We start from the raw sequence: 25,985 nt of genomic DNA on the forward strand, positions 1-25,985 counted from the left end.
TTAAATCTATGCTTTCGCTTAAATTGGATGTTTCGTGATCATTTTACTCATGATGGCTTCCACAGTGCCCTGTGTCAGTTCCAGGAAAGGTTTGGGATATACTCCCACAACCAGAATGGCTACTACCAGAATGCCCAGCACAATCTTTTCGTTTGAACGGATATCATGTGCAGATGCTGTAAGCTGGTTGGTGTTGCCAAAAAACACCCTTTGTATCATATTCAGTGTATACACGGCAGACAGGATGATGCTCAAACCCGCTACTGCAGTGAATACTGGACCCATTTTAGAAACTGTAGAAGTGAATACGCCTGTAAACAACAGGAACTCTCCGATAAAGGCATTGGTAAGCGGCAATGCTACGTTGGCCAGTGACACCACTACCAGCAGTATAGCCAGTGCAGGTGCTTTCTGCGCGAGACCTCCCAGTTCTGAGATCTTTCTTGTTCCGAACTGACGTTCGATCAGTTCTACCACAATCCACAATCCAATTACGTTGATGCCGTGATTGAACATCTGGATCATCACACCCTGCATGCCTTTTTCAGATGTTACGAATATTGCGAGACACATCAGTCCTACGTGCGCGATGGAAGAGTAAGCGATCAGTCGTTTCAGATCATCCTGCTGAATGGCAAGGATCGAAGCGTAGATCATTCCAATCACACAGAGCAGACCTACTGTATCACCGTTCTGCCATGTAGCCATGGGAAGAACAGGGGCCAGCCAGCGGATCACACCCAGCAATCCCATCTTCACCATCACACCACTCAGTACCATGGTTACAGCGGTGGGCGATTGTTCGTATGTATCGGGCTGCCATGTGTGCAGCGGGAATATCGGCATCTTGATGGCAAAGGCTACAAAGAACAACCAGAACAACCAGTTCTGTTCTTTGGGGCTCAGTGCTGCGCTATAGAAACTTTCGATGGAGAAATTCTGTCCGGCATGGAAGTACACATAGATAATTCCGATGAGCATGAACAGTGATCCCACAAAGGTGTAGATGAAGAACTTCATGGTAACGGCGATCCTTCTTTCTCCACCCCACTGAGAGCAGAGGAAGTATGCAGGGATCAGCGCCAGTTCCCAGAAGAAGTAGAACAGCAATGCATCGTGTGCGAGAAATGCGCCCATCAGGCCGGCCTGACCAAGCAGCATCAGTGCGTAGAAGCTTTTTGCATTCTTATATGATGCGTTCCAGGTTGCGAGGAAGATCATGGGGAAAGCCACTGCTGTAAGAAGGCAGAGGATCTGTCCCATTCCGTCGAGTGTTACTGAAAAGCTGCTGCCGAGCATGGGTAACCATTCGAGATTGGCAGACAGGGCGGCTTTATCTTTCACCATGGTTATGCCGATAACGGAAACAACCAGTGTGATCAGTGAAGCCAGCAAAGACCATGTCTTCGCTCCCTTTTCCTGTTTGATGAGAAAAGTAGCCAATCCACTCAGCAACGGAATTACAATCAGTAAAACAGGTATCATTTAAATTATAATTATTTCTTCAGGAAAAACTGGATCACAAAGAATACCAGTATGCTTAATACCATCAATAATACATAGCTGCCCACCTGTCCGCTTTGTACCAGACGAACCTGACGGCTCAGGTAGTTCACGGAACGGCCTACTCCATTCACTACCCAGTCGATCAATCCTTTCTCGATGTAGGTGTTCAGGAATTTGCCCAACCAGTTGAGCGGGCGAACGATGATTCCGTTATAGAATTCATCTACATACCATTTATCAGCGAGCACTTTGCCGAAGCCGGTGGCTTCCTGCAGATCGGGCTTTCTGGTGAAACGGAAAATCGCATATATGATGGCGATAGCTGCACCAATAACTGAAACAGCCATCAGCACATACTCTGTGCTATGATCGAGGTGATGCGCATGTGCATGTTTAGCACTGTCAGCAAAGATCGGTGCGAGGAATTCGCCCAATGCATGTGAGTTTGGCATCAGCACTTCCGGCACTCCTACAAAACCTGCAAGCGCAGCGAGGATAGCCAGCACAATCAGCGGGAAGGTCATAGAGAGCGGGCTCTCATGCAGGTGATGTTTCTGCTCTTCCGTTCCGCGGAATTGTCCGAGGAAGGTAGTAGCATAGAGACGGAACATATAGAAAGCCGTCATCAATGCACCTGCAACACCCAGGTACCAGTAAATCGGATTGTTGGCATAGGCAGCCGCCAGAATTTCATCTTTGGAGAAGAAACCTGAGAACGGAGGAATACCTGCAATGGCGATACATCCGATGAGGAAGGTGAGATGCGTGATAGGCAGTTTCTTTTTCAGTCCACCCATGTTGCGGATATCCTGCTCATGATGCATAGCGTGGATCACAGAACCGGCACCAAGGAACAACAGGGCTTTGAAGAAAGCGTGCGTCATTACGTGGAATACCGCTCCGGTGTAAGCGCCTACACCTAAGCCGAGGAACATATATCCGAGCTGGCTCACAGTTGAATAAGCCAGTACTTTTTTGATGTCGTTTTGTTTCAGTGCGATGGTTGCTGCGAGCAATGCTGTAGCGAGACCGATCACTGCTACCACTGTTTGTGTAACGGGAGCGAGTGTGTACAAGATATTGCTTCTTGCGATCATGTAGATACCTGCTGTTACCATCGTTGCGGCGTGGATCAGTGCTGATACCGGAGTAGGACCAGCCATCGCATCGGGCAACCAGGTGTAAAGAGGAATCTGAGCACTCTTACCGGTAGCGCCTACGAAGAGCAGGAGCGTAATGCCGGTAATATCAAAAGTTGACAATTTTGAAACCAAATCGAACACACCGGTGTTATCTCCTGTGTGATAAGTAACGGTTCCGAGTTTCAGGACCATCCAGAAAATGGCGAGCAGAAAACCGAGGTCACCGATACGGTTCATGATAAAAGCTTTCTTGGCAGCGTTTCCGTACTCGTTGTTCTTGAACCAGAATCCGATGAGGAGGTAAGAACAGAGACCCACGCCTTCCCAACCGATGAACATGATAACGAAGTTGGCGCCAAGGATCAGCAACAGCATGGAGAACACAAAGAGGTTCAGATAAGCGAAGTAGCGCGCATAATGCTGCGGCTCTTCATCTTTCATGTATGCTGTAGAATATAAATGGATGAGAAAACCAACACCGGTTACCACCAGCAGCCAGAGCGCAGACAACTGATCGGCCTGAAAGGCAAATGGAATATGGAGTTTACCCACACTAATAAAATCGAAATAGTTCACTACGCCCGTATGACCATTCTTTACATCCAGGAAGATGAGGACGCTGATCACAAAGGAGCTCAGTACAGACAAGCAGCCAACGAGGCTGACCAATGGTTTGGAAAGCTGTTTGCGGAACAGTCCGTTGATCAGAAAACCGATCAGCGGAAGTACAGGCACCATCCAGACTAATTGCAAAATGTTCTTCATAAATCGGGCATCAATGTTTCAACCTGTTCAAAAAATTAACATCAACTGAATGCGTATTCCGGTACATCATCACAATGATGGCAAGTCCCACACTCACTTCAGCAGCTGCAACCACCATGATGAAGAATACAAAGAGCTGACCGTCGATGCCGGCCATTGCTACATTCTTTGCACCTTCAGCAACATGGTGCATCTTGGAGAATGCAACCAGCAATAAATTCACTGCGTTCAGCATCAGCTCAATGCACATAAAGATGATGATGGCATTGCGGCGTGTGAGTACACCGGCAATTCCGATGCAGAACAACGCGAGTGACAATACGATGTAATATTCGATCTTCATACAACTGTTTGAAATGGGATTAGTCGCCTTTCTTTCCTATCACTACGGTACCTACCATGGCGCTGAGGAACAGCACACTGGCTATTTCAAAAGGAACTACAAAATCTGTGAACAATGCTTTACCGAGATTGGCGATGAGACCGATATCTCCGTCTTTCATCTGAACCAGCTGGCCTTTCACTTCGGCTGATTTGAGGGCAGCTACCATTACCAGCAGCAGACATCCTCCGGAAACCACACCGGCCAGTTTGAGCCATTTGTTCTTCTTCGGTTCAGAATCTGCATTCATGTTCATCAACATGATCACGAAGAGGAAGAGTACCATGATGGCTCCTGCATACACGATCAGGTTTACGATACCGATGAACTGTGCGTTCATCAGAATATAGTGACCGGAGATGGCAAAGAATGTTGCGATCAGCCACAATACACTGTGAACCGGGTTACGGCTGACAACCACCATAATTGCACTACCGAGTGCCAGCACACTGAGAAAATAAAATAAAAAAACTGTTGCGCTCATTAGTGTATGGTTTAGTTCGCCTTTTCTTGTTGTTTTTTCCTGATGCCTACGGCTTTCTTGTATTCCTCTGGTTCTGTAACAGGATTGGGGATGAGCAGATCTTCTTTCGGATAGATCAGTCCTTTACGCTGATAATTGCTCGGCGCAAATGTTTCACTGAGATAGATGGCATCTTTGGGGCATGCTTCTTCGCAGAGTCCGCAGAAGATGCAACGCAGCATATTGATCTCATATTTGGCTGCATATTTTTCTTCGCGATAGAGATTTTCTTCTCCGGGCAGGCGCTCGGCAGCTTCCATGGTGATGGCTTCTGCAGGGCAGGCTACGGCACAGAGTCCGCATGCAGTGCAGCGTTCGCGGCCTTCTTCATCACGGTTCAGTACATGCAGTCCGCGGAATACCGGGCTGAACTCACGTTTCTGATCGGGGTACTGAATAGTTGCTTTCCTTTTGAAGAAGTGCTTCAGCGTGATCATCATGCCCTTGAAGATCTCCCATACGTAGATCCTCTCCAGAAAGGTCATGGGCTTTCTGTCCACCTGTTTCGCTCTGCTCGTTAATGATTGCATATAACTACTATTACTTGTGTTCTGTTATTTTTTTAACCATAATACCACGGCGGCTGTGATCAGCATGTTAGCAAGCGCCAAAGGTATCATTCTTTTCCAGCAGAGGTTCATCAGCTGGTCGTAGCGGAAACGCGGGATGGTCCAGCGAACCCACATGAAGAGGAAGATAAAGCCTGCGGTTTTCGCAAACAATGTCAGCCCCTGCAACAATGCAGTCCAGTTTTGTCCGATGCTCTCTACCAGATTATGATCACTTACAAACGGAATGTCGTATCCTCCGAAGAAGAGCGTCGACATAAGCACGCTGCTGATGAACATATTGATGTATTCTGCAAAAAGATAGAAACCGAGTTTCATGGAAGAGTACTCCTGGTGGTACCCGAAGTTCAGTTCGTTCTCTGCTTCAGGAAGGTCGAATGGAGTACGGTTACATTCTGCGAAAGCACAAACGAGGAAAAGGAAAAAGCCGAGCGGCTGATACACCACGTTGTAAATGCTGTCGAGCTGTCCGCCTACGATGGTGCTCATTTTGAGCGAACCTGTTACCATCAGCAATGCGATCAGTGCGAGGCCCATGGGCAGTTCGTAGCTGATCACCTGCGATGCGCCGCGCAGTGCGGCGAGCAGAGAGAATTTATTGTTGGATGCCCATCCACCGATCATGATGCCATATACGCCCATGCTCACTACACCGAAGATGTAGAGGATGCCGATATTGATATCTGTGATCTGCAGCGGCACTTGTCTGCCGAAGAAATCGATGGTTCCGCCCCATGGAATTACTGCGGATGTCATCATTGCTGTGAGCATCGCGAGGCAGGGACCGAGAATGAAGAGCATTCTGTTCGATGTGTTGGGAATGATCTCTTCTTTCATGAACAGCTTCATACCATCCGCCAGTGGCTGGAGAATACCGAATGGGCCAGCTCTGTTAGGACCGATACGATCCTGAATGAAGGCTGCCACTTTACGTTCGGCATAAGTCTCATACATCGCAATAACGAGAGATACCGATACAATGCCGATGATCAACACCAACTTTTCAATGAGAAAAAACCAATCAAATGCTAACAAAGAATACTGCATCGTGCGTTATTATGATTGCTTGGGAAAATCTGTGCTATGTGCAGGCCCCGGCAGTTGGCTGAGGTCTACATCTGGTCTGTTCACTCCACTTACATCGTGGATATCCATCAGCAGTCTTGGCTGACGGCCACCCATCACTTCGGGCATGGTTTCTTTGGGCATTACCAGTTTCTCGTAATGGCCTTGTGAGATCACAGACTGACGGCTGATATGTGCAGGTCCTTCGATGATCCAGTCGGAAGTTTTCTTCTTCTCGAAACGGCATTCGTTACAGATCCAGTCTTCCACTTCACCCCACTGATCTTTGCGTGCAGTAACACGGAACACTTCTTCACCGCGGTACCAGAGGGTTACATTTCCTTTACACTTTGTACACTCGCAATGAGCGTTCACCGGTTTCAGGAACCATACGCGGTTCTTGAATCGAAATGTTTTATCGGTAAGGGCTCCAACAGGACAAACATCGATTACGTTTCCGATGAAATCGTTGTCGAGCGATTTTTCGATATAGGTAGCGATCTCTGCGTGGTCGCCTCTGTCGAGAACGCCATGCACGCGCTTGTTGGTGAGCTGATCTGCAGTGAACACGCAGCGGTAGCAGAGAATGCAACGCGTCATGTGCAGCTGGATGTATGGTCCCAGATCGTGCTTCTTGAAAGTACGGCGCTGGAATTCGTAGCGGGTACCCTCTTTACCGTGATCGTAGCTGAGATCCTGCAAGTGACATTCGCCGGCCTGATCGCACACAGGGCAATCGAGCGGGTGATTGATCAGCAGAAACTCTACCACACCATTGCGTGCATCCACCACACGTTCGCTGGTGATATTCTTCACCACCATTCCGTCCATTACATTGGTACGGCAGCTGGCTACCAGCTTAGGCATGGGACGCGGATCTGCTGTAGAGCCTGCGGCTACTTCAACCAGACAGGTACGGCATTTACCTCCGCTGCCTTTCAGTTTGCTGTAGTAGCACATGGCTGGTGGAGCAACATCACCTCCAATCATACGGGCAGCAGTGAGAATGCTTGTTCCCGGCTCAACATCAATGGTGATATTGTCTATCGTAACCTTAAATAATTTCTTTTCCTCGGCCATATAATTCGGTTCGATGTGATTACGCTGTTACTGGTACAGGAAGCGGGTCTGCATAATGAGCAAGACCAAAATTCCTGTGCTGGCTTTCAACGGGGTTATTAACGTGCCATTCAAATTCGTCGCGGAAGTGGCGGATGGCTGCGGCAACAGGCCATGCAGCGGCATCACCGAGCGGGCAGATGGTATTGCCTTCGATCTTGCGCTGGATATCCCAGAGCAGATCGATGTCGCTCATCTTTCCTTTTCCGGTTTCGATGTTCTTCAGGATCTTCTCCATCCATCCTGTTCCTTCGCGGCATGGGCTGCATTGTCCGCAGCTTTCGTGACGGTAGAAACGGGCGAGCGTGAGTGTGTTGCGAACCACGCACTGGTCTTCGTCCAGTACAATAAATCCGCCTGATCCCATCATTGAACCGGTTGCAAACCCGCCATCAGACAGGCTTTCGTAGTTCATCATGCGTTGCTCACCCTTTGCTGTTTTCAGCAGCAGGTTGGCAGGAAGGATGGGAACGGAAGAACCTCCGGGGATACAGGCTTTGAGCCTTTTTCCGTTGGCGATGCCTCCGCAGTATTCGTCGCTGTAAATGAATTCTTCTACTGAGATGGTCATGTCGATCTCGTATACGCCGGGCTTGTTGATATTGCCACAGGCAGAGATCAGTTTGGTTCCGGTAGATTTGCCTACGCCGATCTTCGCATACTCTTCGCCACCCATATCGATAATGGGCACTACTGCTGCGAGCGTTTCAACGTTGTTCACCACTGTAGGGCAATCCCAGAGACCTTTCACCGCGGGGAACGGTGGTTTGATGCGGGGGTTACCGCGCTTTCCTTCGAGTGATTCGATGAGCGCCGTTTCTTCTCCGCAGATATAAGCGCCGGCTCCGCGCTGCACATAGATCTGGCAGTTGAAGCCCGTGCCTAAAATGTTCTTTCCGAGGAAGCCATTGGCATTTGCTTCTGCAATGGCATGCTCCAGAATGTCTACGATCCAGGCATATTCGCCACGGATATAGATGTATGTTCTTTCTGAACCGAGGGCGTAAGAAGCTACAATGAGGCCTTCGATGAGCAGGTGCGGAAGAAACTCCATCAGGTAGCGGTCTTTGAAAGTACCGGGCTCCGATTCGTCGGCATTGCACACAAGATAACGGGGTACTCCTTCGGGTTTAGCGAGAAAGCTCCATTTCATCCCGGCAGGGAAACCTGCGCCGCCACGGCCACGCAGTCCGCTCTTCTTCACTTCTTCGGTCACCTGATCGGGGCTCATGGTTTTCAGTGCTTTTTCAACACTGCGGTAGCCACCTTCTCTGCGGTACACCTCGTAGGTACGAATGCCTTCTACGTGCGCTTTTTCTAATAATAACTTGCGTCCCATTGATTCAGTTAAGATGTTAGAAGAATGAGGGAGGTGGAAACTCCCCCACTTTTCCGTTTTACTATTTTTTTGTCAGCATGTACTTGTCGGCCAGTGCACCTGTGATCTCCTTCCCTTCCTGGTCGAGCAACCAGATGCGTCCTTCGCCGGCTTTGTACTGCACCCTGCGGTCTTGCAATTCTTTGTCGAACTGCAGGGTGATGGTATTCTGATTAACAACCCATTTTCCTTTCGAATCGAATTTCATCGGATCTTTTTTACCGAGGTACTCTTCGCTGAGAGTAAACTGATTGTCTTTGTTCAGTGTCAGTGTTGTTTTAATTCCTTCACAATCGGCGCAGGGTAATGTTCCTTCATACTTTCCATCGAGGTCGAGAGCGTTCTCTGCATTGTGCATATCAACTTCTTTCTTCGCTGCGCTGGTGTCTGTTGTTGCGCCGTCTGTGGTGGTTGGCTCTTTTTTTCCGGCATCATTGCAGGCAACAAATGCTACGGAGGTTATCAGGGCCAGCAAAACAAGCGTTCTTTTCATATACCTGGTTTTGGTGAACGTGGTTAGTTGCCTGCCTTTGCTCTCAACTCTGCCACGATGCCATCTACCTTTTCTTTGGTGAGATGTTCGCGGAAGTGTTTTCCTAATTGCATCATGGGCGCGTATCCACATGCACCAAGACATTCAACGGTCTTGAGTGTAAAGAGACCATCGGCAGTGGTTTCATTAACACCAATACCGAGTGTTGTTTTGATATGATCGACAATATCGTCACTTCCCTTTACCATGCACGGCCCTGTCTGGCAGACTTCAAAAACATAACGTCCTACGGGTTTCAGGTTGTACATGGAGTAGAAAGTAGCTACTTCGTATACTTCGATGGGTTCGATTTTCAGGAGGGAGGCCACATAGTCCAGTGATTCTGCACTGAGCCATCCTCCAAAAGTTTCCTGCGCGAGGTGCAATACGGGGATGAGCGCGCTCTTCTGTTTTCCATCAGGATAGCGCTCTACTATTTCCTGCACCTTCTTTAACTGTTCGTCTGAAAACTGTACCATAAAAAAATTCTGAATTTATGCGTCCATCTCTCCTGCGATCAGGTTGAGTGAACTCAATACAATGACAGCATCGCTGAGCATAGCTCCTTTAGTGATCTCTTCGAATGCCTGATAATAGATAAAGCAGGGTCTGCGGAAATGCAGTCTGTACGGTGTGCGGCCGCCATCGCTGATGAGGTAGTATCCCAACTCACCATTGGCGCCTTCCACAGGGAAGTACAGTTCTCCTTTCGGAATATCTATTTCACCCATCACGATCTTAAAGTGCCAGATCAGGGCTTCCATCTTCGTATATACATCGCCTTTAGAAGGCAGATAATATTCGGGAACATCTGCGTGATAGATCTCGGCTTCTGCACCTTTGAACGCTTTTACTTTTTCGTAAGCCTGTTCGATGATGCTGAGAGACTGCCACATTTCCTGATTGCGAACGAGGAAACGATCGTAACAGTCGCCGGTTGTACCAACGGGAATATCAAATTGAAAATCTTCGTAGCTGCTGTATGGGGTATGTACACGTACATCGTAGTCTACACCTGCTGCGCGGAGGTTAGGTCCGGTGAAGCCGTAGTTCAGCGCTCTTTCGGCACTGATGGGACCTGCACCGATGAGGCGCTCCATGAAGATGCGGTTGCGTGTGAAGAGGTTTTCAAACTCTTTCAGCACTTTCGGATACTCGGCCATGAATTTCTCCAGCAGCTGGAATGCTTTTGGAGTGAAGTTTCTTTCGAATCCGCCAACACGACCGATATTGGTAGTGAGACGGCTTCCGCATACTTCTTCATAGATCTCATAGATGAGCTCTCGGTATTGCATCACGTAGAGGAACCCGGTAAATGCGCCGGTATCCACGCCTACGATGGAGTTGCAGATGAGGTGGTCTGAGATACGCGCCAGCTCCATGATGATCACGCGGAGATAGTCTACACGCTTGGGAGTTTGCACGCCCAGTAGTTTCTCGCAGGTGAGGTGCCATCCCATGTTGTTGATGGGGGCGGAGCAATAATTGAGGCGGTCTGTAAGTGGAGTGATCTGGTAGAGCGGTCTTCTTTCGGCCAGCTTTTCAAAAGCGCGGTGGATATAGCCTACAGTAGATTCTGAAGAGAGGATGCGCTCTCCGTCCAGTTCCAGGATATTTTGGAATACACCGTGCGTGGCGGGGTGTGTGGGACCAAGGTTCAGCGTAGTAGTTGTCTTCTCGATGGACCCTTCCGGCAGCCGGATATTCTTATGATGTATTACGTCAGACATATATTAATGTCAGCCCAATGGGCCAGTTTATTTCTAAGTTTCGAATTGAACGCAGTGTGATCACACCGGCTTAGTAGCTTTTGCCACGGCCGAACATATCATCGTCTTTATCGGTTCTGGTCTGATCTTCCAATGGGAATTCTTTCCTCATCGGGAAGTAGTCCATTTCATCCACGTTCAGAATGCGTTTCAGGTTGGGGTGGCCTACGAAGTTCACACCAAAGAAGTCGTAGGTTTCTCTTTCCATCCAGTTGGCAGACATAAACAGGGCGGTAGCGCTGAATACATCAGGTTTGGAAATATCGGTGTACACTTTAAAACGGATGCGTACATTGGCCTGGAGGTTATGGAGGTGGTAAACCACTGCCAGTTCCCTTCCTGTATTATCGGGGTAGTGAACAGCCTGCAGATCGGTGAGAAAGCGGAACTGCAAAGTTTCGTCGTCGAAGAGAAACTGCAGCACTTTCAGGTTGATCTCTTTTGGAGCTTCGAAAGTGAGCATGTTAAAAGGCTCTTCGAAGTTGGTAACCTGTTCGCCGAATTTTTCTGCCAGCCGCTGTTTGATATAGTCGTTGTTCAACATGCTTATTGGATTCCGTAGCTTTCCATTAATTCTTTGTAACGCTCGCCATTTCTTCTTCTGAGGCTTTCTTTACCTACCAGATCCTGAATGCGCATAAATCCGTCGATCACTGCTTCGGGGCGTGGAGGGCAACCGGGGATGTACACATCCACGGGAATGATCTGATCGATACCCTGCAAAACGCTGTAAGTATCGAAAATACCACCTGAAGAAGCGCAGGCTCCCATGGCAATTACCCAGCGTGGCTCAGCCATCTGCAGGTAAACCTGTTTTACAACAGGGGCCATTTTTTTGGCGATGGTACCCATCACCATCATCAGGTCGCACTGGCGGGGAGAGAATCCAACACGTTCCGCACCGAAACGGGCGAAATCGTAGTGAGATCCCATGGTTGCCATGAACTCGATGCCGCAGCAAGAAGTTGCAAATGGCATTGGCCAGAGTGAATTCTTACGGCCCAGACCTACCACTTTATCGAGTGTGGTAGTGAAGAAACCTTCTCCCTGGTAACCTTCGGGGGCGTCAACCAGCTTGATGTCTGTTTGGCCACCAATATTATATTGAACGGGACGTGCCATAATCTGAGTTTTTTACTTTTTTACTGCATTACTTCATTCACAAGCGATCAATCTTCCCATTTGAGGGCTCCCTTTTTGAGGATGTAGGTAAATCCGCAGAGGAAGAAGCCAACAAACATCAGTACAGCAAAGAAGCCATTCCAGCCCAGCTCTCTGAAATTAACGGCGTAGGGGTAGAAAAAGATCACTTCGACATCGAATAATACAAACAGGATGGCTACAAGGAAGTACTTGATGGCCATCGGGTGCCGGGCATCTCCATGACTTTTGATACCACTGGCAAAGTTCTCTAATTTGTCGGATGTTTTGCGTTTAGGGCCTAACAGATGCGATGCCCCCATCATAACTACAATAATTGCGATTGCAATGAGTAGTTGAACACCTACGGGAAAAAACCAGAAGGCACTATCAGGATTTTGGGCAACGGTGGAGGCTTGCAACAGGTACATGTTCATAACCCGTTAAGTTTATCGGCAAAAATAAGGTAGCATCTAACAAATTCCAATTTCAAGTTAAAAATCAGCAAAATAAAAATCCCTGCAAGAGACCTGCAGGGATTGATATTTAAACTTTATGTTAAGCTATGGTTATGAACCACTGCTGGCTTTTGCTCCTGTTCCACCGGCGGCACTGCCGTTTCCGGTTTTAGGCTTGGGCTGCGAACCTCCCGGTTTCAGCTGCTTTTCAAAGATTCCTTTGAATTTGAGCGCAGTTTCATTGGTAGGATCGATTTCCAACACTTTGTTCAGATACAGCAGGGCTGTTTCCTTGTCTTTTTTAACGTCATTATAATACTGAATGAGGTACCAGTATGATGTCAACGCCTGTCCTTTGAATTTGGCAGAGTCGATCTGCAGTGATTTTTCGGCCAGCAGCTTGTACGCATCTACTGCCAGTCCTTTCGGTGCGGTAGAATCATCCAAAGCTACTTTTGAACGGGCACACCAGAGGTAACCATAGATCTGATCAGGATATTTAGACTGATACACTCCGCAGAAGATACTGTCTGATGTCTGATAGTTTCCTGCAGAATACTCCGCATATCCCCAGTTGTACAGATCCGTCTGTGATGGATTGGGATCTACTTTGTAAGCGATGCCAGACCATTTGGCTACTGCTGCTTTGTTGCCGAGTTTCTTGGCAAGTGCAGTAGCTTTATTGATATAGTCAACTTTGTTCTTTGCTAATGTATCGAGTGCAACTGCTTTTTCTAAATTGGCGAATGCATTGCTTTCAGCACCGGGTGTTTTTGAATCGATGGTAGCCAGCAGCACGTAATCCTGAGGTACCACATCTTCTGCATCCACTTTGCTGAAATAAGTGTCCATTGCTTTTTTTGCACCGGCTACATTACCCAATGTGTCTTCGGCATAGGCCACCATTTTATACATACGTGGTTTCACTTTATCTCCATACTGCTGAATCAGCTGTTCAGCTTTTGCTTTTGCTCCGGCAGGATCACCTTTAGACCAGATCATATCTGTTTTGAGATACTCTACTTCCGGACCAGCATCTGTATTGGCTGCATATTTTTCCAGATTGGCAGCAGCAGTGTTTACGTTTCTGTTGTACCAGTAAATAAAGAGTTCATTATAGGTAGGTGCATAAGCAGGATCCGCTGCGATAGCTTCTTCGAAAGCAGGTAGGAAGAAGTCGGGGTTGTTCTGCGTCATGTACACTTTGGCAATCTTGTGTTTTGCAGAAGCCAGTTTGTTGTCGAGCTGGAAAGCCTTGTTATAGGCCTGAACCGCTTCGCCACCCTGGATCAGCTTTCTGTGTGCATCACCCATCAGGATATAGGTTTCAGGATCTTTGAACCCTTTCACCTGAGTAGCCAGATTGAGTTTTTCGAGTGCATAGTTGGCATCCCCTTTTTTAGCATTGATATTGGCCCTTCCGATTGCATTGAGCACATCGATATCTTTGCCTTTGGTTGTAGTTACTGCCATTTCGAAACGCTGACGGGCATCATTTACTTTGCCTTCCATCAGTTCGAGCTGACCCATACCTACCAGCACCAAAGGTGCATTACCATTCTGCTCCAATAATTTTTTGTAGAGATTTTTGGCTCCCACAGAATCTTTCTGTGCAAGCAATGTTTGCCCCAACCAATAAACAGCATCAATGTTATTGGGATTGGCGGACAGCACACTTTCCAGCGCTTCTTTAGCACTTTTGTACCGCTCATAGTAAAAGAACTTTTTGCCTTGCTCTACGCTCTGGGCAAAAAGCAGAGTGCTTCCCATGACAAACGCTACTAATAGAAAAAGGGATCGTTTCATCATTGTCACTTGCTGTTTTGAATGAATGTTTGTGTGTTATGATCTGAAAAGAATTTCTGCTACTCCAGTTTGGTTGTTCTTACGTCGAACCTCATCCTTGCCGGCAATAAATAAGCCCTGCTGAATATCCTTTGTCCTTTATCTGGATTGATGAGAAAATTGGTAAAACCGTTCCCCAATCCGTCATAATTTTCTTTTAAAATATACCATATCGGCCTGTACATCGGGTACCTCGCCGTAGCGATATTGTATTGTACAGGTGCAACATACGTGCCATTACAACCTGTGCACTCAATATCGGCAATTTTTACCTTTTTGAGAAAGCTCAGTTGTGTGGTATCTTCCCTGTTTCCCACCCAGCTCACTCCTACCAGTCCGATAGCATCGTTGTTCTTTGCTACATAATCGATTACGCCTTCGCTGCTGTTAGCTGCCACCACGTTTTTGCTCATAGGCTGGCCGGCAAGCAGAGAGTCGGTTACATATCGTACGGTGCTGGTGCTGGTGGTTCCATCGAGCAGCACTTTGTATTTGTATCCGCTGTTTCCTTTTACCATGCCACGGATGTCCTGCATGGTGAAAGTGGTATCCTTGCTTTTGGAATTCACTAAAACAGCAATGGCATCATAGGCTAGCAGTCCCCATCCGGGCTTGAACGATAATTTTTCAGTCAGCGTTTTGGATTCGTTTTCAGTTAGCCCGCGGGTTACAATTACCATTCTGATACTGTCTACATTCAAATCGCGCAGACATTCTGCTTCGGGTTTGTAATGCACAATGATCTTCGCATCTGGCCTTTGTGATTCAAAAACCTGTATCTGAGAGTCTATCACAGGTTTGAATGATTCATCTACACTTATATGGATAGTGCCTGACGTAGTGGTATCTGTTGGGCCGTTCGGATTTTTGTTACTGCTGCAACTGCTGAAGAGCAGCAGGGCAGGACTAAGAACAACCAACCACTTCCTGTTCAGGTATCGGAAAAATCTGCTTTTCATTTGTTTTTCTAAGGCTAGTGATAATAATTTTTTCGGATGCCTCTGTATATTCTGAACCCTCCATACAGCAAGCACAATCCACCAAATATGTAGGAAAAAGGCGGAGCCGGGAACTCAAGGTTATATCCCAGTTGCTGACTGAATCCCAAAATGCATCCGATCGCAGCATAAATTAACCCCATTCCAATATCCATTATGGATCTCCGGGTGATATATGCTTTCATTTTTTTATCGTCAAAATCTTGTGCCATCCTTAGTTAAGTGGGTTCGGGCAAGATAAGAAATAGTCAGCAAAACAAGACCGCCTAAGTTAATTTACTCAAAATTTAATGGATTGCGCCTGCCTTGATTTTCAATCAGCTGATACATTACATATCAGTTACTTCGAATACTACCGGTATGCTGAAATACACCGGAACAGGTTTTCCATGCTGCGATCCGGGTATCCAGTCGGGCATCTTTTTCAATACCCTCCGGATCTCCGATTTATATTCCTCATCTGCATTTTCTGTGAACTGAATATCTATGAGTTTTCCTTCTTTGCTTACAATGAATTTAACGGGAACGCGCATCCTCTCCCCTGATTCGAGTTTTCCTTCGGGCACTCTGAGATGTTTGCCGAGAAATCTGATCAGTGCAGGAGTACCTCCGGGAAACTGAGGCATCACTTCTGCCAGCTCCAGTACTGCCGGCTCTTTCACAGGTTCCGGAATGGGTTGCGTGGGTGCATTGCCGGTGCCACCGGTAACACCTTCGCCGGTTCCGTTTACAGTACCGGAGCGGTCTCCGTCTGTTGTTTTATTTCCGATCTGCACATCATCGATAATTGCATCCGGCATGGGAATGATATCTTCTTTGGGAGGATCCTTTACAATAACCGGGGCTGTGAATTTTATAGTAGCAGGCTGAACGCGTGGAGCTTTCGGCGCAGCAGCCGGCGGCGGCTGAGGCGGCTCAATGGGAATCGTGCAAATGATAACATCTACGCTATCCTTGCCAGACAGAAAGATACTATTTGAGTTCGGCTTGTTTCTGTTATTATAAAAGTTCCATGAAGCGAAGAGAACTACCAACGAAATCATGCCTGTGAGCGACAAAACCATTCTTCTGTCGTAGCCTCTGCGCAAGGCATAGGCACCATACTGCTTGTTTCTGTTCTCGAATAATATGTCGAGCATGTCGCTTTGTAAAACTATGTCCGGTTTCATCGTGCATCATTTTAGGGGTGATGGGAATTTTGTTTGCACGCGCGTGCCTCTATGATGCACACACTCAGCTTTTTCCATATCACATCCATAAGTGCCCACCGCACAGTATCTTTGCACTCATGAAAATCCTGATGGTTTGTCTGGGAAATATCTGCCGAAGCCCGCTGGCCGAAGGCATTCTGCAACATAAAGTGCAGGAGGCAGGTCTTAACTGGACCGTAGACAGCGCCGGCACCAACGGCTATCACGTTGGCGAAACTCCGCACCGGCTCTCGCAGAAAGTGGCGTTACATAATGGTATCGATATCAGTCAGCAGCGCGCCAGACGGTTCACCGCAGCCGACTTTCAGCAGTTCGATCATATCTATGCCATGGCCGAAGATGTGATCGACGACATGAAACGCATCGCAGGAAAACAGTACAATCCCGCCAAAGTACAATTGCTGATGGACGTACTGCATCCCGGAAAACAAATGGATGTGCCCGATCCCTGGTACGGACCAGAACCCGGCTATCATGAAGTATTCGCAATGATAGACGAAGCATGTGACGAGATCATTCAGCAATTTGCACCCGTTCAAAGCAATCAGAAACAACAGCAACAATGACAAAAGCATCCATCCCGCAGGGAACAAGAGATTTTACACCGGAAGTAGTTCGCAAAAGACAATTCATCTTCAATACCATCCGTAACGTTTTTGAGCTCTATGGCTTCCAGCCACTGGAAACACCCGCCATGGAGAATATCGATACCCTCATGGGAAAATATGGAGAAGAAGGTGACAAACTCATCTTCAAGATCCTCAACAACGGACTCGACAATAAAGAAAAGGAAGAGAAATCACGCGCCGCGTTTGAAAAGGTTTTGCAAGGCAAGAATACTGCTGATCTCACCGAACGCGCACTCAAATACGACCTCACCATTCCTTTCGCAAGGTTTGTGGCCATGAACCATAACAAACTCACTTTCCCTTTCAAGCGCTATCAGATTCAACCGGTATGGAGAGCTGATAAACCACAACGTGGCCGTTACCGCGAGTTCACGCAGTGTGATGCAGATGTGGTAGGAAGCAGATCATTGCTCAATGAAGTGGAACTGGTAAATATCTATCACACTGTTTTCACCAATCTCGGACTGACAGCATACGAACTCCGAATCAACAGCCGCAAGATTCTCACTGCACTGGCTGAACGCTGTGGCGGCGCCGATCAGATGATGAACATCACCATCGCTATCGATAAGCTCGATAAGATCGGAATTGAAAAAGTAAATGCAGAACTGCAGCAACGCGGACTGAATGATGCACAGATCAGCATCATCGGACAATACCTCAATATCGGCGGAAGCAACGAAGAGAAGCTCAGCGCCATCGAAACTTTGCTCGGAGAAATCAGCACCGGAAAAGAGGGGATCGAAGAACTTCGTCTCGTAACCGAAGCGGCAGCCAACTCTAATCTCATTGTCGACTTCACGCTCGCACGCGGATTGAATTACTACACCGGCATCATCTTCGAAGCCAAAGCTCCGGCAACCGTGAAGATGGGAAGCATCGGCGGTGGCGGTCGTTACGACGATCTCACCGGATTATTCGGTGTACCGAATATTCCCGGCGTAGGCATCAGCTTTGGAGTGGACAGAATCTTCGACGTACTCGAAGAGCTGCAACTCTTCCCCGATGCTGTACAAACCGGCACACAGGTACTTTTCTTCAACCTCGGAGATGCAGAAAGCAAAGCGGCTTACAAAGTAATGCAGCAGCTTCGCGCGGCAGGTGTACGCAGCGAGATCTTCCATGAGAATACCAAATTCGACAAGCAATTCAAATATGCCGAGAACAAGAATATCCCGTATGTGGTGATCATCGGCAGTCAGGAACTGGCAGACGGCAATTGTGTGGTGAAAGACCTTCGTGCCAGAAAGCAGGATACTGTAAAGATGACCGACATCACTGGTTACACATTCGCATAACCGATAAGCAACATAAAGGAGAAGGGCTGATCATTGTGATCAGCCCTTCTCCTTTATGCGTTGTACAAATCTGCAGACACTTATCCAACCAGTTTCTCCAATTCAGGATAAACCGTATAGAGTCCATCCATCTGATCTTTCCCTACATTTCCGAGTTCCTTGTATTTTTTTGTAAGCTCTGCTGCTTTTGATTTTTCATTATTGTCCATGTAGAAGAAGATGAGCTCAAGCACACCTGCAGCGAACTCAGGTTTGCCGGCAACGAGTCGTTCAAAATATAAACGCTGACCTTCAACATCCTCATCCATCTTGCAAACGAGTCCACGGTAATAATCGAGGAAGGCATCTTTATTGATCAGCGAATCGAGCTGATTGATCGACTTCAATGCGCCTTTGTAATCTTTTTTGAGAATGTATGCATCGATCTTCATCAGAAACATATTCGGTGCATTTGGATATGCCTTCTCCAGTTCTTCCATGGCAATTGCATACGATTCGTTACTTAATCCGGAAGCAATTTCTACACGGATAACTCTGAACATTTTTTGCGATTTCAACACCTCAGGGAGTTTCTCATACAGATCGTCGGCAGCTTCGTATTTGCCTGCATTCAGTAATTTTCTGATGCTTTTGATATTGCCGATCTGTTCTTTTTCTTCTTTGCTCATGCCATCGTAATGATCGCCCATCAGCGCAAGAGCTTGTGCCAATGTGGTGCTGAGGTTTTCTCCGGAGAGATACACAAACATATCGGCGATCTTTATCTGGTCTTTCTTTTTTACCAGTTCGAGATCGTGGTAATTCACCTTTCCATCTTCACCGAAGAGGCGGAAAATGAGGTGTTGTTTATTATCTTTCTCGTATTGCTTTACCAGTTCGTAGGAACCGCCTTTGCCCATGGAGTTGATCAGTTCGGTGCCCATTTGACCTTTTTTCACACCTTCGGCCACGCCTCTGGCGAGTACTATTTTGACCTTGCCTGCTTTGGAAACGCGATCTGCGAGCGCATCTGCATCAAAAGCTTCATTGAATTTAGCAGCGCTTCTTCTTTTGAGGCTGCCTTCCAGGCTGCGTGCCATTTGAAGGGCTTCGTCTTTGGTAACCGATTTTTCCTGTTCTCCACAGGCGGCGAGGGCCAGCACAAACAGGAAGCAAATGAATTTTCTCAGGGATAATAATTGCATAGGGGTATTGATTTGAAAAATAAAAGTACAATAATTGTTATGAACGTTCAATCAGGTTATTACGTATGCATATTGGACATTTACGTTCCTGCTCATTGTTCTTTCCGGCAGTATGCGTATTTTTTTCAATTGAATACTTTTTGCGATCAAACGCATTAAAGTTGGTTCCATCAAAATTATGTCAATGATTTTTCAAGTGTAATGCAATTATATACAACTCTAAAATACAATCTGAAAATTATTGCGGTTACTACTAGCAATTGTTCCATTTAATTTCAGCAAATTGTACACTAAGAAAGTAGAGTATCTAACCTCACAAGCCAATTAAAGCGCGCTCTTCAACCACTTTTAGCGGGACAGCCCAAATATCCCATGGCTAATGGTTTGTACCAATTGGAGTATGTGAGATGCTTTTCCTGAACTCCCAAATTACAACACTTATGCTGTCTCACACCGAGCCTACAGTAAGGGCTGTTATTGCTTTTCTGAAACTACAGAATGTAAAGGTCAACAAACAAACGGTGAATGATACATTGATGGAACATCCGGATTGGCCGGGCCTTCTATCGATCAGCGATTCACTTCAAAAATGGAAAGTGCCCAATGCAGCTGGAAAAACAACACCTGACCGGCTGGATGACCTGCCTGTTCCGTTTATCATTTACAGCAGAAATTACGATCATCCGGTTGAAATTGTTACTGCAGTAAAACCAGACAGTGTAGAAGTGCTTGCCGAGCCATATAGCAAAATAACAGTAAAGACCAGAGACAGTTTTCTGCAGCAATGGGATGGCGTATATCTCATATCGGAATCCAATGAGTTTTCAGGTGAGCCGGATTATACTGCCAGAAAAAATAAGTATCGCATTCAGCAACTGGTACCGATCATTACGCTGACTTTGATACTGGCCCTTTCATTTATAACATTTCTTCAGCATCTGCAGGTAACAATTCCATCAGCTGTATACTTTTTGTATATCCAGTTTGCATTACTGGTTGCAGGTGTAAGCATCACCTCTTTATTGCTCTGGTATGAGATCGACAAGAACAATCCGTTTTAAAAAAGGTCTGTACAGGCATTTCAAAGGGCAACTGCAATGCAATACTTACCAGCAAAGCTGCAAAAGTATTCAGCTGGCTGAGCTGGAGTGAAACAGGATTCTTCTATTTTGCCGGTAGTCTGCTGGTATTGTGCATTCCATCTACTAGCGGACACCACACAGTGCAATTATTAGGCTGGCTCAATCTGCTGGTACTTCCTTATACAATTTACTCGGTGTACTATCAATGGCGGATTGCCAGACAATGGTGTATTCTTTGTCTCGGAGTACAGGCAGTAATTGTTTCTGCAGCCATCAACAGTTTCTTTAACTTTCCCCCTTTTGCCCTGCTGCAGACCTCTACACAATTTCTGCTTATCTCGATACTTCTTTTTATGGTACCTGCTGCTGTATGGTTCAGCATAAAACCTGTAATCAAAAAGCTGCAGGAGCATGTAACTACCAAACGGGATTATCTCCGTATCAAATTCAACAATCAGGTATTCTACAATCTCCTGCGGAAAGAAAAGCAGATTATTGAAGAGCCTGAAGGTTTGGGTATCGACATCGGAAACCCGGATGCAAAATTTACGCTGATCAAAATCTGCAACCCTTATTGTGGTCCCTGTGCCGAAGCACACCCCAGGCTGGAAAAAGTATTGGAAGAAGTGCCGCAACTAAAACTGAAGATCATTTTTGTGGCTCCCAATAATCCGCGGAATCTGGCCTTTCAGGTAGTACGCCATTTCATGGCTATTGCGAATGAATACACACCTGAGCAAACAAAACTGGCATTGCGAAGCTGGTATACAGATGATAAAAAAGAATATGAAAAGTTTGCAGCAACCTGGCCTGTACGTGAAGACCTGAATAAACCCAGCACCTCCATCGAAGCCATGTACAGCTGGTGCAGAAAAAACAACACCAATTATACTCCATCGTATTATCTGAACGGGCATCAGTTGCCCGCTGCATACAGCATTGCAGACCTGCAATACTTCCTTTCAGAATAGTTCCCTGAAAGGAAAGCCTGCGGAACTATACTGTATCCGGATGCAGTAGCAGGCAGCCGACGCCTTTGATGCTAAAAGCCAGGGCAATCATTTTTCACTTTTAAAGTACTAACTGATGAATGCAAAAACAATCAACCTTGCGAATGTTCAGGGCCGTATGTCAAGAAATGAAATGAAAGCCATTATGGCCGGCGATGGACAGGATCCTATCGATGCTCCTTGTTACGCCTGGCCCTGTGGCGGAGGCGGCTCCGGTACATGCAAAACTGTTCTTAATCCGGATAAAGGCGGATTAGGCTGTAAATGTTCTGTAGATACCGGCGGCAGTTGTGAATAATTAACAACAATTACAAATCATTAAACCTTTTATCATGAATGCTAAGAGAATAAGCCTTGATAACATTCAGGGGCGTATGTCCAGAAATGAAATGAAAGCCATCATCGCCGGAAACGGCCAGCAGAACGCACAATTCGGCTGCTACCCCTGGGCATGTGGTCCTCAACGCGAAGGCACCTGCCGGAATGTTTATGATCCCGAGCAGGGAGGTTTTGGATGCAGATGCTCCGTAGATCCTGGTACGGCATGTGAATAAGATTCCCAAAACAGTGATGCGATCGCGACATGCCATAAATATGGTAATTTCAGATCGCATCACATTTCTAAATAACTCTCAGATGAAAACGTTTTTCCTGTGCCTTATCCTTGCTGTTATAAGTGTACAAGCCTTCACGCAACAGTCGGGCATTGTTGCACAGTCCGGCACCATCGGATACGAGTATACTCCTCCACCAAGATTGGCGTTACCCACAAATATTTTTGCATCATTGGTTTATAAGGTGGGAGAAGAACATTATTTCGTCAGGAAGCCTTTGCTCAGGAAAAAAGAGAAATATGTGTTCGACTTTTCTCCTCCCGATTCCGTCCGCGCATTTGTATTAAGCATCACTGATAGCAAACATCAGAACATCGACAATAATCTTGATTCGGGGTATACCGTATTGCGTAAACAATATCTAAATGATAAAGCCGCTGCCAACGAAGAAGCAGCCTGGTTGCTCAGCTACTTCGCTCCTGCAACACTTGACCTAAACCGCCGGATATTGCCTGCAAAAATGGTAGCGCTGTATGATGAAGCATTTCAATTATCTCCCGCCATCAAAGAAGACTATAAGACCTACCGCTATTATTTATTTCTGTTGAACCAGCTTAAAGGGGACAGTATACAAGCTCAACTGCTTGAGTATGCTGCTAAAATGGAAGCCGGCAATGATGAAATATCGTTGGGAACAGCCTTGTACATTCAAAGATTTCTCCGGCAGGATTCCGGTGTCAGCAGAATTGAAAATAAAAGTATTGCCCTTTTCCCTTCGGGGGAAGTAGCCCGCGAAAAATACATCAACGCTTTTTATGAGAAGAGAGAACAAACAGCCACTGCCATTCTGCAGGACGCAAATGAATACGTCCGTTTGTTTGGCGATACATCTTCCCGGATGAAGTATACTTTTTATTCTACCCTTATTGAGTTGTTGCTGATCAAAAACCAATTTGATCAGATTGACAAATACGAACCTTACTTAAAAAACAGCATAAACCTCTCCACTCTGTATCATGGGAAGGCCAGACAACTCATCAAAGGAAAAACACCCACGGACAGCGCACTGATTACCGCGAGGTGGCTTATCCAAAAAACACTCACCATACTCGACTCAAAGAAATCTCTTCTCCATTCTGCACCGGATGACCTCACTTTTGTGAAAAGCTGGAACAGAGCAGCAGAAACATATGCCAGAATATTCTTTCTTCAAAACCAATACGATTCTGCTTTTAAATATCAGTCTTTAGTAGTTAGTCAACCCATCGACCCTGCAACTGCTGATGCATCTGTACAGACTTTGATAACCTATGCATCGAAAGCTAAAGGTGATCAATATGCGAGAAAACTGGCAATTGAATTATTGAAATCTGCCAATGCATCCTCTGGCATCCGGGAGGAGCTGAAAATATTAAACACAAAACTTGGCTACGCCGAGACTGCTGAGTTGGAAGCTTCCGGCAAAAGTTCCGATCTTTCAGAGAGCAAGATGGCACATGCCATCAGGAAACGATTCGGGTCATCCGGTTTCAGAAACTTTTCACTCACTGATCTTTCCGGTAAAACCATTTCGCTTTCCTCTTTTTCAAACAAAGTAGTGGTGCTCGATTTCTGGGCTACCTGGTGCGGGCCCTGCCTTGCATCATTTCCACGTATGCAGGAGGTTATCGGGAAATACAAACAGGATAGCTCCGTAGTATTTCTTTTCATCGACACATGGGAAGACAAATCATTGGAGAAGATGAAAATCGATGCAGCAAAGCTGATGAAGGAACGCAAATACGATTTTCAGATATTGCTCGACGATAAGAATGCAGCCAATAACGCCTACAAAGTAGATGTTATTCCCGAAACCTTTATCATTAACAAAGCGGGTAAGATAGTTTACATGGGCATCGACAATGAAAACATCATCGCTGAAATTGAAAACGCCAAACTGCTGGCCCATTAAAGAAAGTTCATTGAACGGAGGTAATCGACAGAGATAGAATTTCTACTCTCCGAATATCTGCCGCATATGATGATCCATATGATCTGCATAATCATCGATCCAGAATCCCAGAGTTTTCGTTTCTCCGCTCGGAATGATCACTTCCCAGCTCAATTTTTCTGAAGGTATGTTCGCAATCACATACAGAATCTGCTGATTCAATGATACCCACAACTGCAGAATATGATCGAATGGCAACTGCTGATATTGGTTCAGCTTCACCAGATGATCCTGCTGATAGGGCATTATCATATATGGTTGCGGAAGATATTGTGCATCGGTAAAGCGCTTGAGGTTGTTGATGGCAGAATCCACCAGGTGGCCCAGTATCTCAATCTTCGACCATTTTGCGGGATTAGGTTTATCCAGCCACTCATCGATCGACAAATCACGCGCACGCAATGGCATATCCAGCACATGACTGGTTAACCGCGTAACGGTGGTAGCAACAGCGGGAGTTAATAGTCCTTCCTGCATAACAACAAAATTTATTGGACGTACAAGTTACTGAATATTTATGGTAAGGTAAGCAAGGATCTTGCCAATACATGCTTGCTGAACACCCTCCTTTATTGCAGTTTCAGCACCACAGTTCCGTGTCTGGGAATGATGAAGTTTCTGCTGCTGCCTAATTCGCCCAGATCTTTGTGCAACCAGAGATCGCGCAGTTTACCTTTTTTAGGAAGCCCCAATTTCTCCGCCTGCAGCACAAATGGTTTTGCAGACTCTCCCCGGTTCATGATTGCGATAGCTTTGCTTTTTCCATCCACTCCCAATGGTTTTACCCATACTTCAATATTGCCTTGCTTCAGTACGCGTTGGGCCTGAACAAAACCAGCATCCTGATTCAATGCTATGATTTCTTTATTGGTGAGTATGCCGATGGTTTGTTGGGTCATGGTATGCAGGTCGTTTCCGGCGAGCAATGGAGAATTCAGCATGCACCACATGGAGAAATGGGTTTTGTCCTCTTCGTAAGTCATGCCACGGCCTACCTGCAGCATGTCCATATCGTTGTAGTGGCCGGCCGAAGCGTATTTATGCAGATCAACATTGAGATCGATAATGCTGAGGATCGATTTGAATGTGGCATCTATATCGGCTGACATCCGCCATGAATCTGCTTTTTTGATCACCCACTCTCCGGGGAACTGCCAGCGGCAGACATTGATCACATTGTTGCTGTCGATGGCCTTTACTGCGTTGATGATCTTTGTATATTCGGTTTCTTCATCGAGTTTCAGTTTTTCTCCGCCACACCAGTCCACTTTCAGAAAATCGTATCCCCATTCTTTGAAGAAAAGATTGCAGTCCGCTTCGATATGGCCATATAATCCCACACCTACTCCCAATGGATCATTGTCCCAAACATGCGCGCAGGTATTGCTTCCTGCATCTGTGTAAATGCCGGCTTTCAATCCTTTGCTGTGAATGTAATCGGCAATTGCCTTCATGCCCGAAGGGAATTTTGCAGGATCAGGGATGAGCTTTCCCGAACTGTCTCGCCCCCCGAAGTATCCATCATCGATATTGATGAACCTGTACCCTGCGTCGTACATGCCGGATGAAATGAGTGCATCGGCCTGTTGTTTGATCAGTTTCTCGTCGATCCTTACCCGAAAATGATTCCAGCTGCTCCATCCCATGATGGGTGGCTTTGCGTTTTGAGAAAATGCAACAGATGTAACCAGCAATAACGATAAAAATAATTTCAGGGGCTTGCAATTCATAAGGAAGCTCAGTTTGTTTTTTTCTGCGCTAAAACTATTCTAATAAAAGTTCAAAACCGCAATCAATCGTTTGTGCAATTTTTGAAGATCAACTGCACATGGAAAT

At 46.4% G+C, this 25,985-nt stretch carries 27 protein-coding genes and 1 pseudogene; 8 read left to right on the forward strand and 20 right to left on the reverse strand.

The genetic code is table 11. The annotated features are described in order from the left end of the window. Window positions 1-18: 18 nt before the first annotated feature. The 17 genes from HHL16_RS00275 to HHL16_RS00355 all read right to left on the reverse strand — a co-directional run bounded on the left by HHL16_RS00275 (window position 19) and on the right by HHL16_RS00355 (window position 16,360). Complete coding sequence (locus tag HHL16_RS00275; protein ID WP_169423148.1) at window positions 19-1,485, reverse strand: NADH-quinone oxidoreductase subunit M; 1,467 nt, start codon at window positions 1,483-1,485, stop codon at window positions 19-21. An 11-nt stretch (window positions 1,486-1,496) separates the two neighbouring features. After that, window positions 1,497-3,413, reverse strand: a complete 1,917-nt coding sequence (gene nuoL / locus HHL16_RS00280; protein WP_206022191.1) for an NADH-quinone oxidoreductase subunit L — start codon at window positions 3,411-3,413, stop codon at window positions 1,497-1,499. 10 nt (window positions 3,414-3,423) lie between these two features. Next, entirely contained in the window at window positions 3,424-3,756 is a 333-nt protein-coding gene (gene nuoK / locus HHL16_RS00285) for an NADH-quinone oxidoreductase subunit NuoK (RefSeq protein WP_169423149.1), read from the reverse strand. Window positions 3,757-3,775: 19 nt separating this feature from the next. Continuing rightward, on the reverse strand, window positions 3,776-4,279 hold the full coding sequence (locus HHL16_RS00290) for an NADH-quinone oxidoreductase subunit J (RefSeq protein WP_169423150.1): 504 nt from the start codon (window positions 4,277-4,279) through the stop codon (window positions 3,776-3,778). Window positions 4,280-4,290: 11 nt separating this feature from the next. Next, on the reverse strand, window positions 4,291-4,848 hold the full coding sequence (nuoI, locus tag HHL16_RS00295) for an NADH-quinone oxidoreductase subunit NuoI (protein ID WP_169423151.1): 558 nt from the start codon (window positions 4,846-4,848) through the stop codon (window positions 4,291-4,293). A 24-nt stretch (window positions 4,849-4,872) separates the two neighbouring features. After that, window positions 4,873-5,934 (reverse strand): NADH-quinone oxidoreductase subunit NuoH, encoded by a 1,062-nt coding sequence (nuoH, locus tag HHL16_RS00300; RefSeq protein ID WP_169423152.1) that lies wholly within the window; start codon window positions 5,932-5,934, stop codon window positions 4,873-4,875. 9 nt (window positions 5,935-5,943) lie between these two features. Continuing rightward, complete coding sequence (locus HHL16_RS00305; RefSeq protein WP_169423153.1) at window positions 5,944-7,032, reverse strand: 2Fe-2S iron-sulfur cluster-binding protein; 1,089 nt, start codon at window positions 7,030-7,032, stop codon at window positions 5,944-5,946. Window positions 7,033-7,051: 19 nt separating this feature from the next. Then, complete coding sequence (nuoF, locus tag HHL16_RS00310) at window positions 7,052-8,410, reverse strand: NADH-quinone oxidoreductase subunit NuoF (protein WP_169423154.1); 1,359 nt, start codon at window positions 8,408-8,410, stop codon at window positions 7,052-7,054. Between the two features lie 61 nt (window positions 8,411-8,471). Then, window positions 8,472-8,942, reverse strand: coding sequence for a copper resistance protein NlpE (locus HHL16_RS00315; RefSeq protein ID WP_169423155.1), 471 nt, complete (start codon window positions 8,940-8,942; stop codon window positions 8,472-8,474). 23 nt (window positions 8,943-8,965) lie between these two features. After that, window positions 8,966-9,460 carry an NAD(P)H-dependent oxidoreductase subunit E gene (locus HHL16_RS00320; RefSeq protein WP_169423156.1) on the reverse strand — a complete coding sequence of 165 codons (495 nt, stop codon included), beginning with the start codon at window positions 9,458-9,460 and terminating at the stop codon, window positions 8,966-8,968. 15 nt (window positions 9,461-9,475) lie between these two features. Then, window positions 9,476-10,711 carry an NADH-quinone oxidoreductase subunit D gene (locus HHL16_RS00325; RefSeq protein WP_169423157.1) on the reverse strand — a complete coding sequence of 412 codons (1,236 nt, stop codon included), beginning with the start codon at window positions 10,709-10,711 and terminating at the stop codon, window positions 9,476-9,478. A 70-nt stretch (window positions 10,712-10,781) separates the two neighbouring features. Next, complete coding sequence (locus tag HHL16_RS00330) at window positions 10,782-11,294, reverse strand: NADH-quinone oxidoreductase subunit C (RefSeq protein WP_169423158.1); 513 nt, start codon at window positions 11,292-11,294, stop codon at window positions 10,782-10,784. 2 nt (window positions 11,295-11,296) lie between these two features. Further along, window positions 11,297-11,872: an NADH-quinone oxidoreductase subunit B gene (locus tag HHL16_RS00335; protein ID WP_169423159.1), complete on the reverse strand. Its 576-nt coding sequence runs from the start codon at window positions 11,870-11,872 to the stop codon at window positions 11,297-11,299. Window positions 11,873-11,919: 47 nt separating this feature from the next. Continuing rightward, window positions 11,920-12,327 carry an NADH-quinone oxidoreductase subunit A gene (gene ndhC, locus HHL16_RS00340; RefSeq protein ID WP_240965693.1) on the reverse strand — a complete coding sequence of 136 codons (408 nt, stop codon included), beginning with the start codon at window positions 12,325-12,327 and terminating at the stop codon, window positions 11,920-11,922. A 132-nt stretch (window positions 12,328-12,459) separates the two neighbouring features. After that, complete coding sequence (locus HHL16_RS00345; protein WP_169423160.1) at window positions 12,460-14,118, reverse strand: tetratricopeptide repeat protein; 1,659 nt, start codon at window positions 14,116-14,118, stop codon at window positions 12,460-12,462. 95 nt (window positions 14,119-14,213) lie between these two features. Next, entirely contained in the window at window positions 14,214-15,152 is a 939-nt protein-coding gene (locus HHL16_RS00350; RefSeq protein ID WP_169423161.1) for a substrate-binding domain-containing protein, read from the reverse strand. A 368-nt stretch (window positions 15,153-15,520) separates the two neighbouring features. After that, entirely contained in the window at window positions 15,521-16,360 is an 840-nt protein-coding gene (locus HHL16_RS00355; protein ID WP_169423162.1) for an energy transducer TonB, read from the reverse strand. A gap of 119 nt (window positions 16,361-16,479) precedes the next feature. Between HHL16_RS00355 and HHL16_RS00360 the strand changes: the two genes are divergently transcribed. Beyond that, on the forward strand, window positions 16,480-16,968 hold the full coding sequence (locus HHL16_RS00360) for a low molecular weight protein-tyrosine-phosphatase (protein WP_169423163.1): 489 nt from the start codon (window positions 16,480-16,482) through the stop codon (window positions 16,966-16,968). Further along, complete coding sequence (gene hisS, locus HHL16_RS00365; protein ID WP_169423164.1) at window positions 16,965-18,329, forward strand: histidine--tRNA ligase; 1,365 nt, start codon at window positions 16,965-16,967, stop codon at window positions 18,327-18,329. Before HHL16_RS00360 ends, hisS begins: the two co-directional genes overlap by 4 nt. An 80-nt stretch (window positions 18,330-18,409) precedes the next feature. Here hisS and HHL16_RS00370 read toward each other — a convergent pair whose 3' ends face one another. Then, window positions 18,410-19,513: a hypothetical protein gene (locus tag HHL16_RS00370; RefSeq protein WP_169423165.1), complete on the reverse strand. Its 1,104-nt coding sequence runs from the start codon at window positions 19,511-19,513 to the stop codon at window positions 18,410-18,412. A 440-nt stretch (window positions 19,514-19,953) separates the two neighbouring features. Here HHL16_RS00370 and HHL16_RS00375 point away from each other — a divergent pair, with 440 nt between their 5' ends. The 6 genes and pseudogenes from HHL16_RS00375 to HHL16_RS00395 all read left to right on the forward strand — a co-directional run bounded on the left by HHL16_RS00375 (window position 19,954) and on the right by HHL16_RS00395 (window position 24,110). Next, a complete protein-coding gene (locus HHL16_RS00375; protein WP_169423166.1) occupies window positions 19,954-20,574 on the forward strand; it encodes a cysteine peptidase family C39 domain-containing protein in 621 nt (206 codons plus the stop codon). Between the two features lie 11 nt (window positions 20,575-20,585). Continuing rightward, a pseudogene (locus HHL16_RS25155) lies at window positions 20,586-20,858 on the forward strand (vitamin K epoxide reductase family protein); the annotation flags it as partial. A 45-nt stretch (window positions 20,859-20,903) separates the two neighbouring features. Further along, a complete protein-coding gene (locus HHL16_RS00380; RefSeq protein ID WP_346766831.1) occupies window positions 20,904-21,566 on the forward strand; it encodes a thioredoxin domain-containing protein in 663 nt (220 codons plus the stop codon). 115 nt (window positions 21,567-21,681) lie between these two features. Further along, window positions 21,682-21,903, forward strand: coding sequence for a hypothetical protein (locus HHL16_RS00385; RefSeq protein ID WP_169423168.1), 222 nt, complete (start codon window positions 21,682-21,684; stop codon window positions 21,901-21,903). Between the two features lie 76 nt (window positions 21,904-21,979). Beyond that, window positions 21,980-22,159, forward strand: coding sequence for a hypothetical protein (locus HHL16_RS00390; protein ID WP_169423169.1), 180 nt, complete (start codon window positions 21,980-21,982; stop codon window positions 22,157-22,159). An 82-nt stretch (window positions 22,160-22,241) separates the two neighbouring features. Beyond that, window positions 22,242-24,110 (forward strand): TlpA disulfide reductase family protein, encoded by a 1,869-nt coding sequence (locus HHL16_RS00395; RefSeq protein WP_169423170.1) that lies wholly within the window; start codon window positions 22,242-22,244, stop codon window positions 24,108-24,110. Window positions 24,111-24,152: 42 nt separating this feature from the next. Here HHL16_RS00395 and HHL16_RS00400 read toward each other — a convergent pair whose 3' ends face one another. Both HHL16_RS00400 and HHL16_RS00405 read right to left on the reverse strand, forming a co-directional pair. Then, the gene (locus HHL16_RS00400) at window positions 24,153-24,626 is read right to left on the reverse strand and encodes a DinB family protein (protein ID WP_169423171.1); all 474 of its coding nucleotides are present in this window, start codon (window positions 24,624-24,626) and stop codon (window positions 24,153-24,155) included. A gap of 92 nt (window positions 24,627-24,718) precedes the next feature. Then, window positions 24,719-25,879, reverse strand: coding sequence for a glycoside hydrolase family 27 protein (locus HHL16_RS00405; protein WP_169423172.1), 1,161 nt, complete (start codon window positions 25,877-25,879; stop codon window positions 24,719-24,721). Window positions 25,880-25,985: the final 106 nt, after the last annotated feature.

The sequence above is a fragment of the Pseudoflavitalea sp. G-6-1-2 genome (assembly GCF_012927185.1).
GTDB lineage: Bacteria > Bacteroidota > Bacteroidia > Chitinophagales > Chitinophagaceae > Pseudobacter.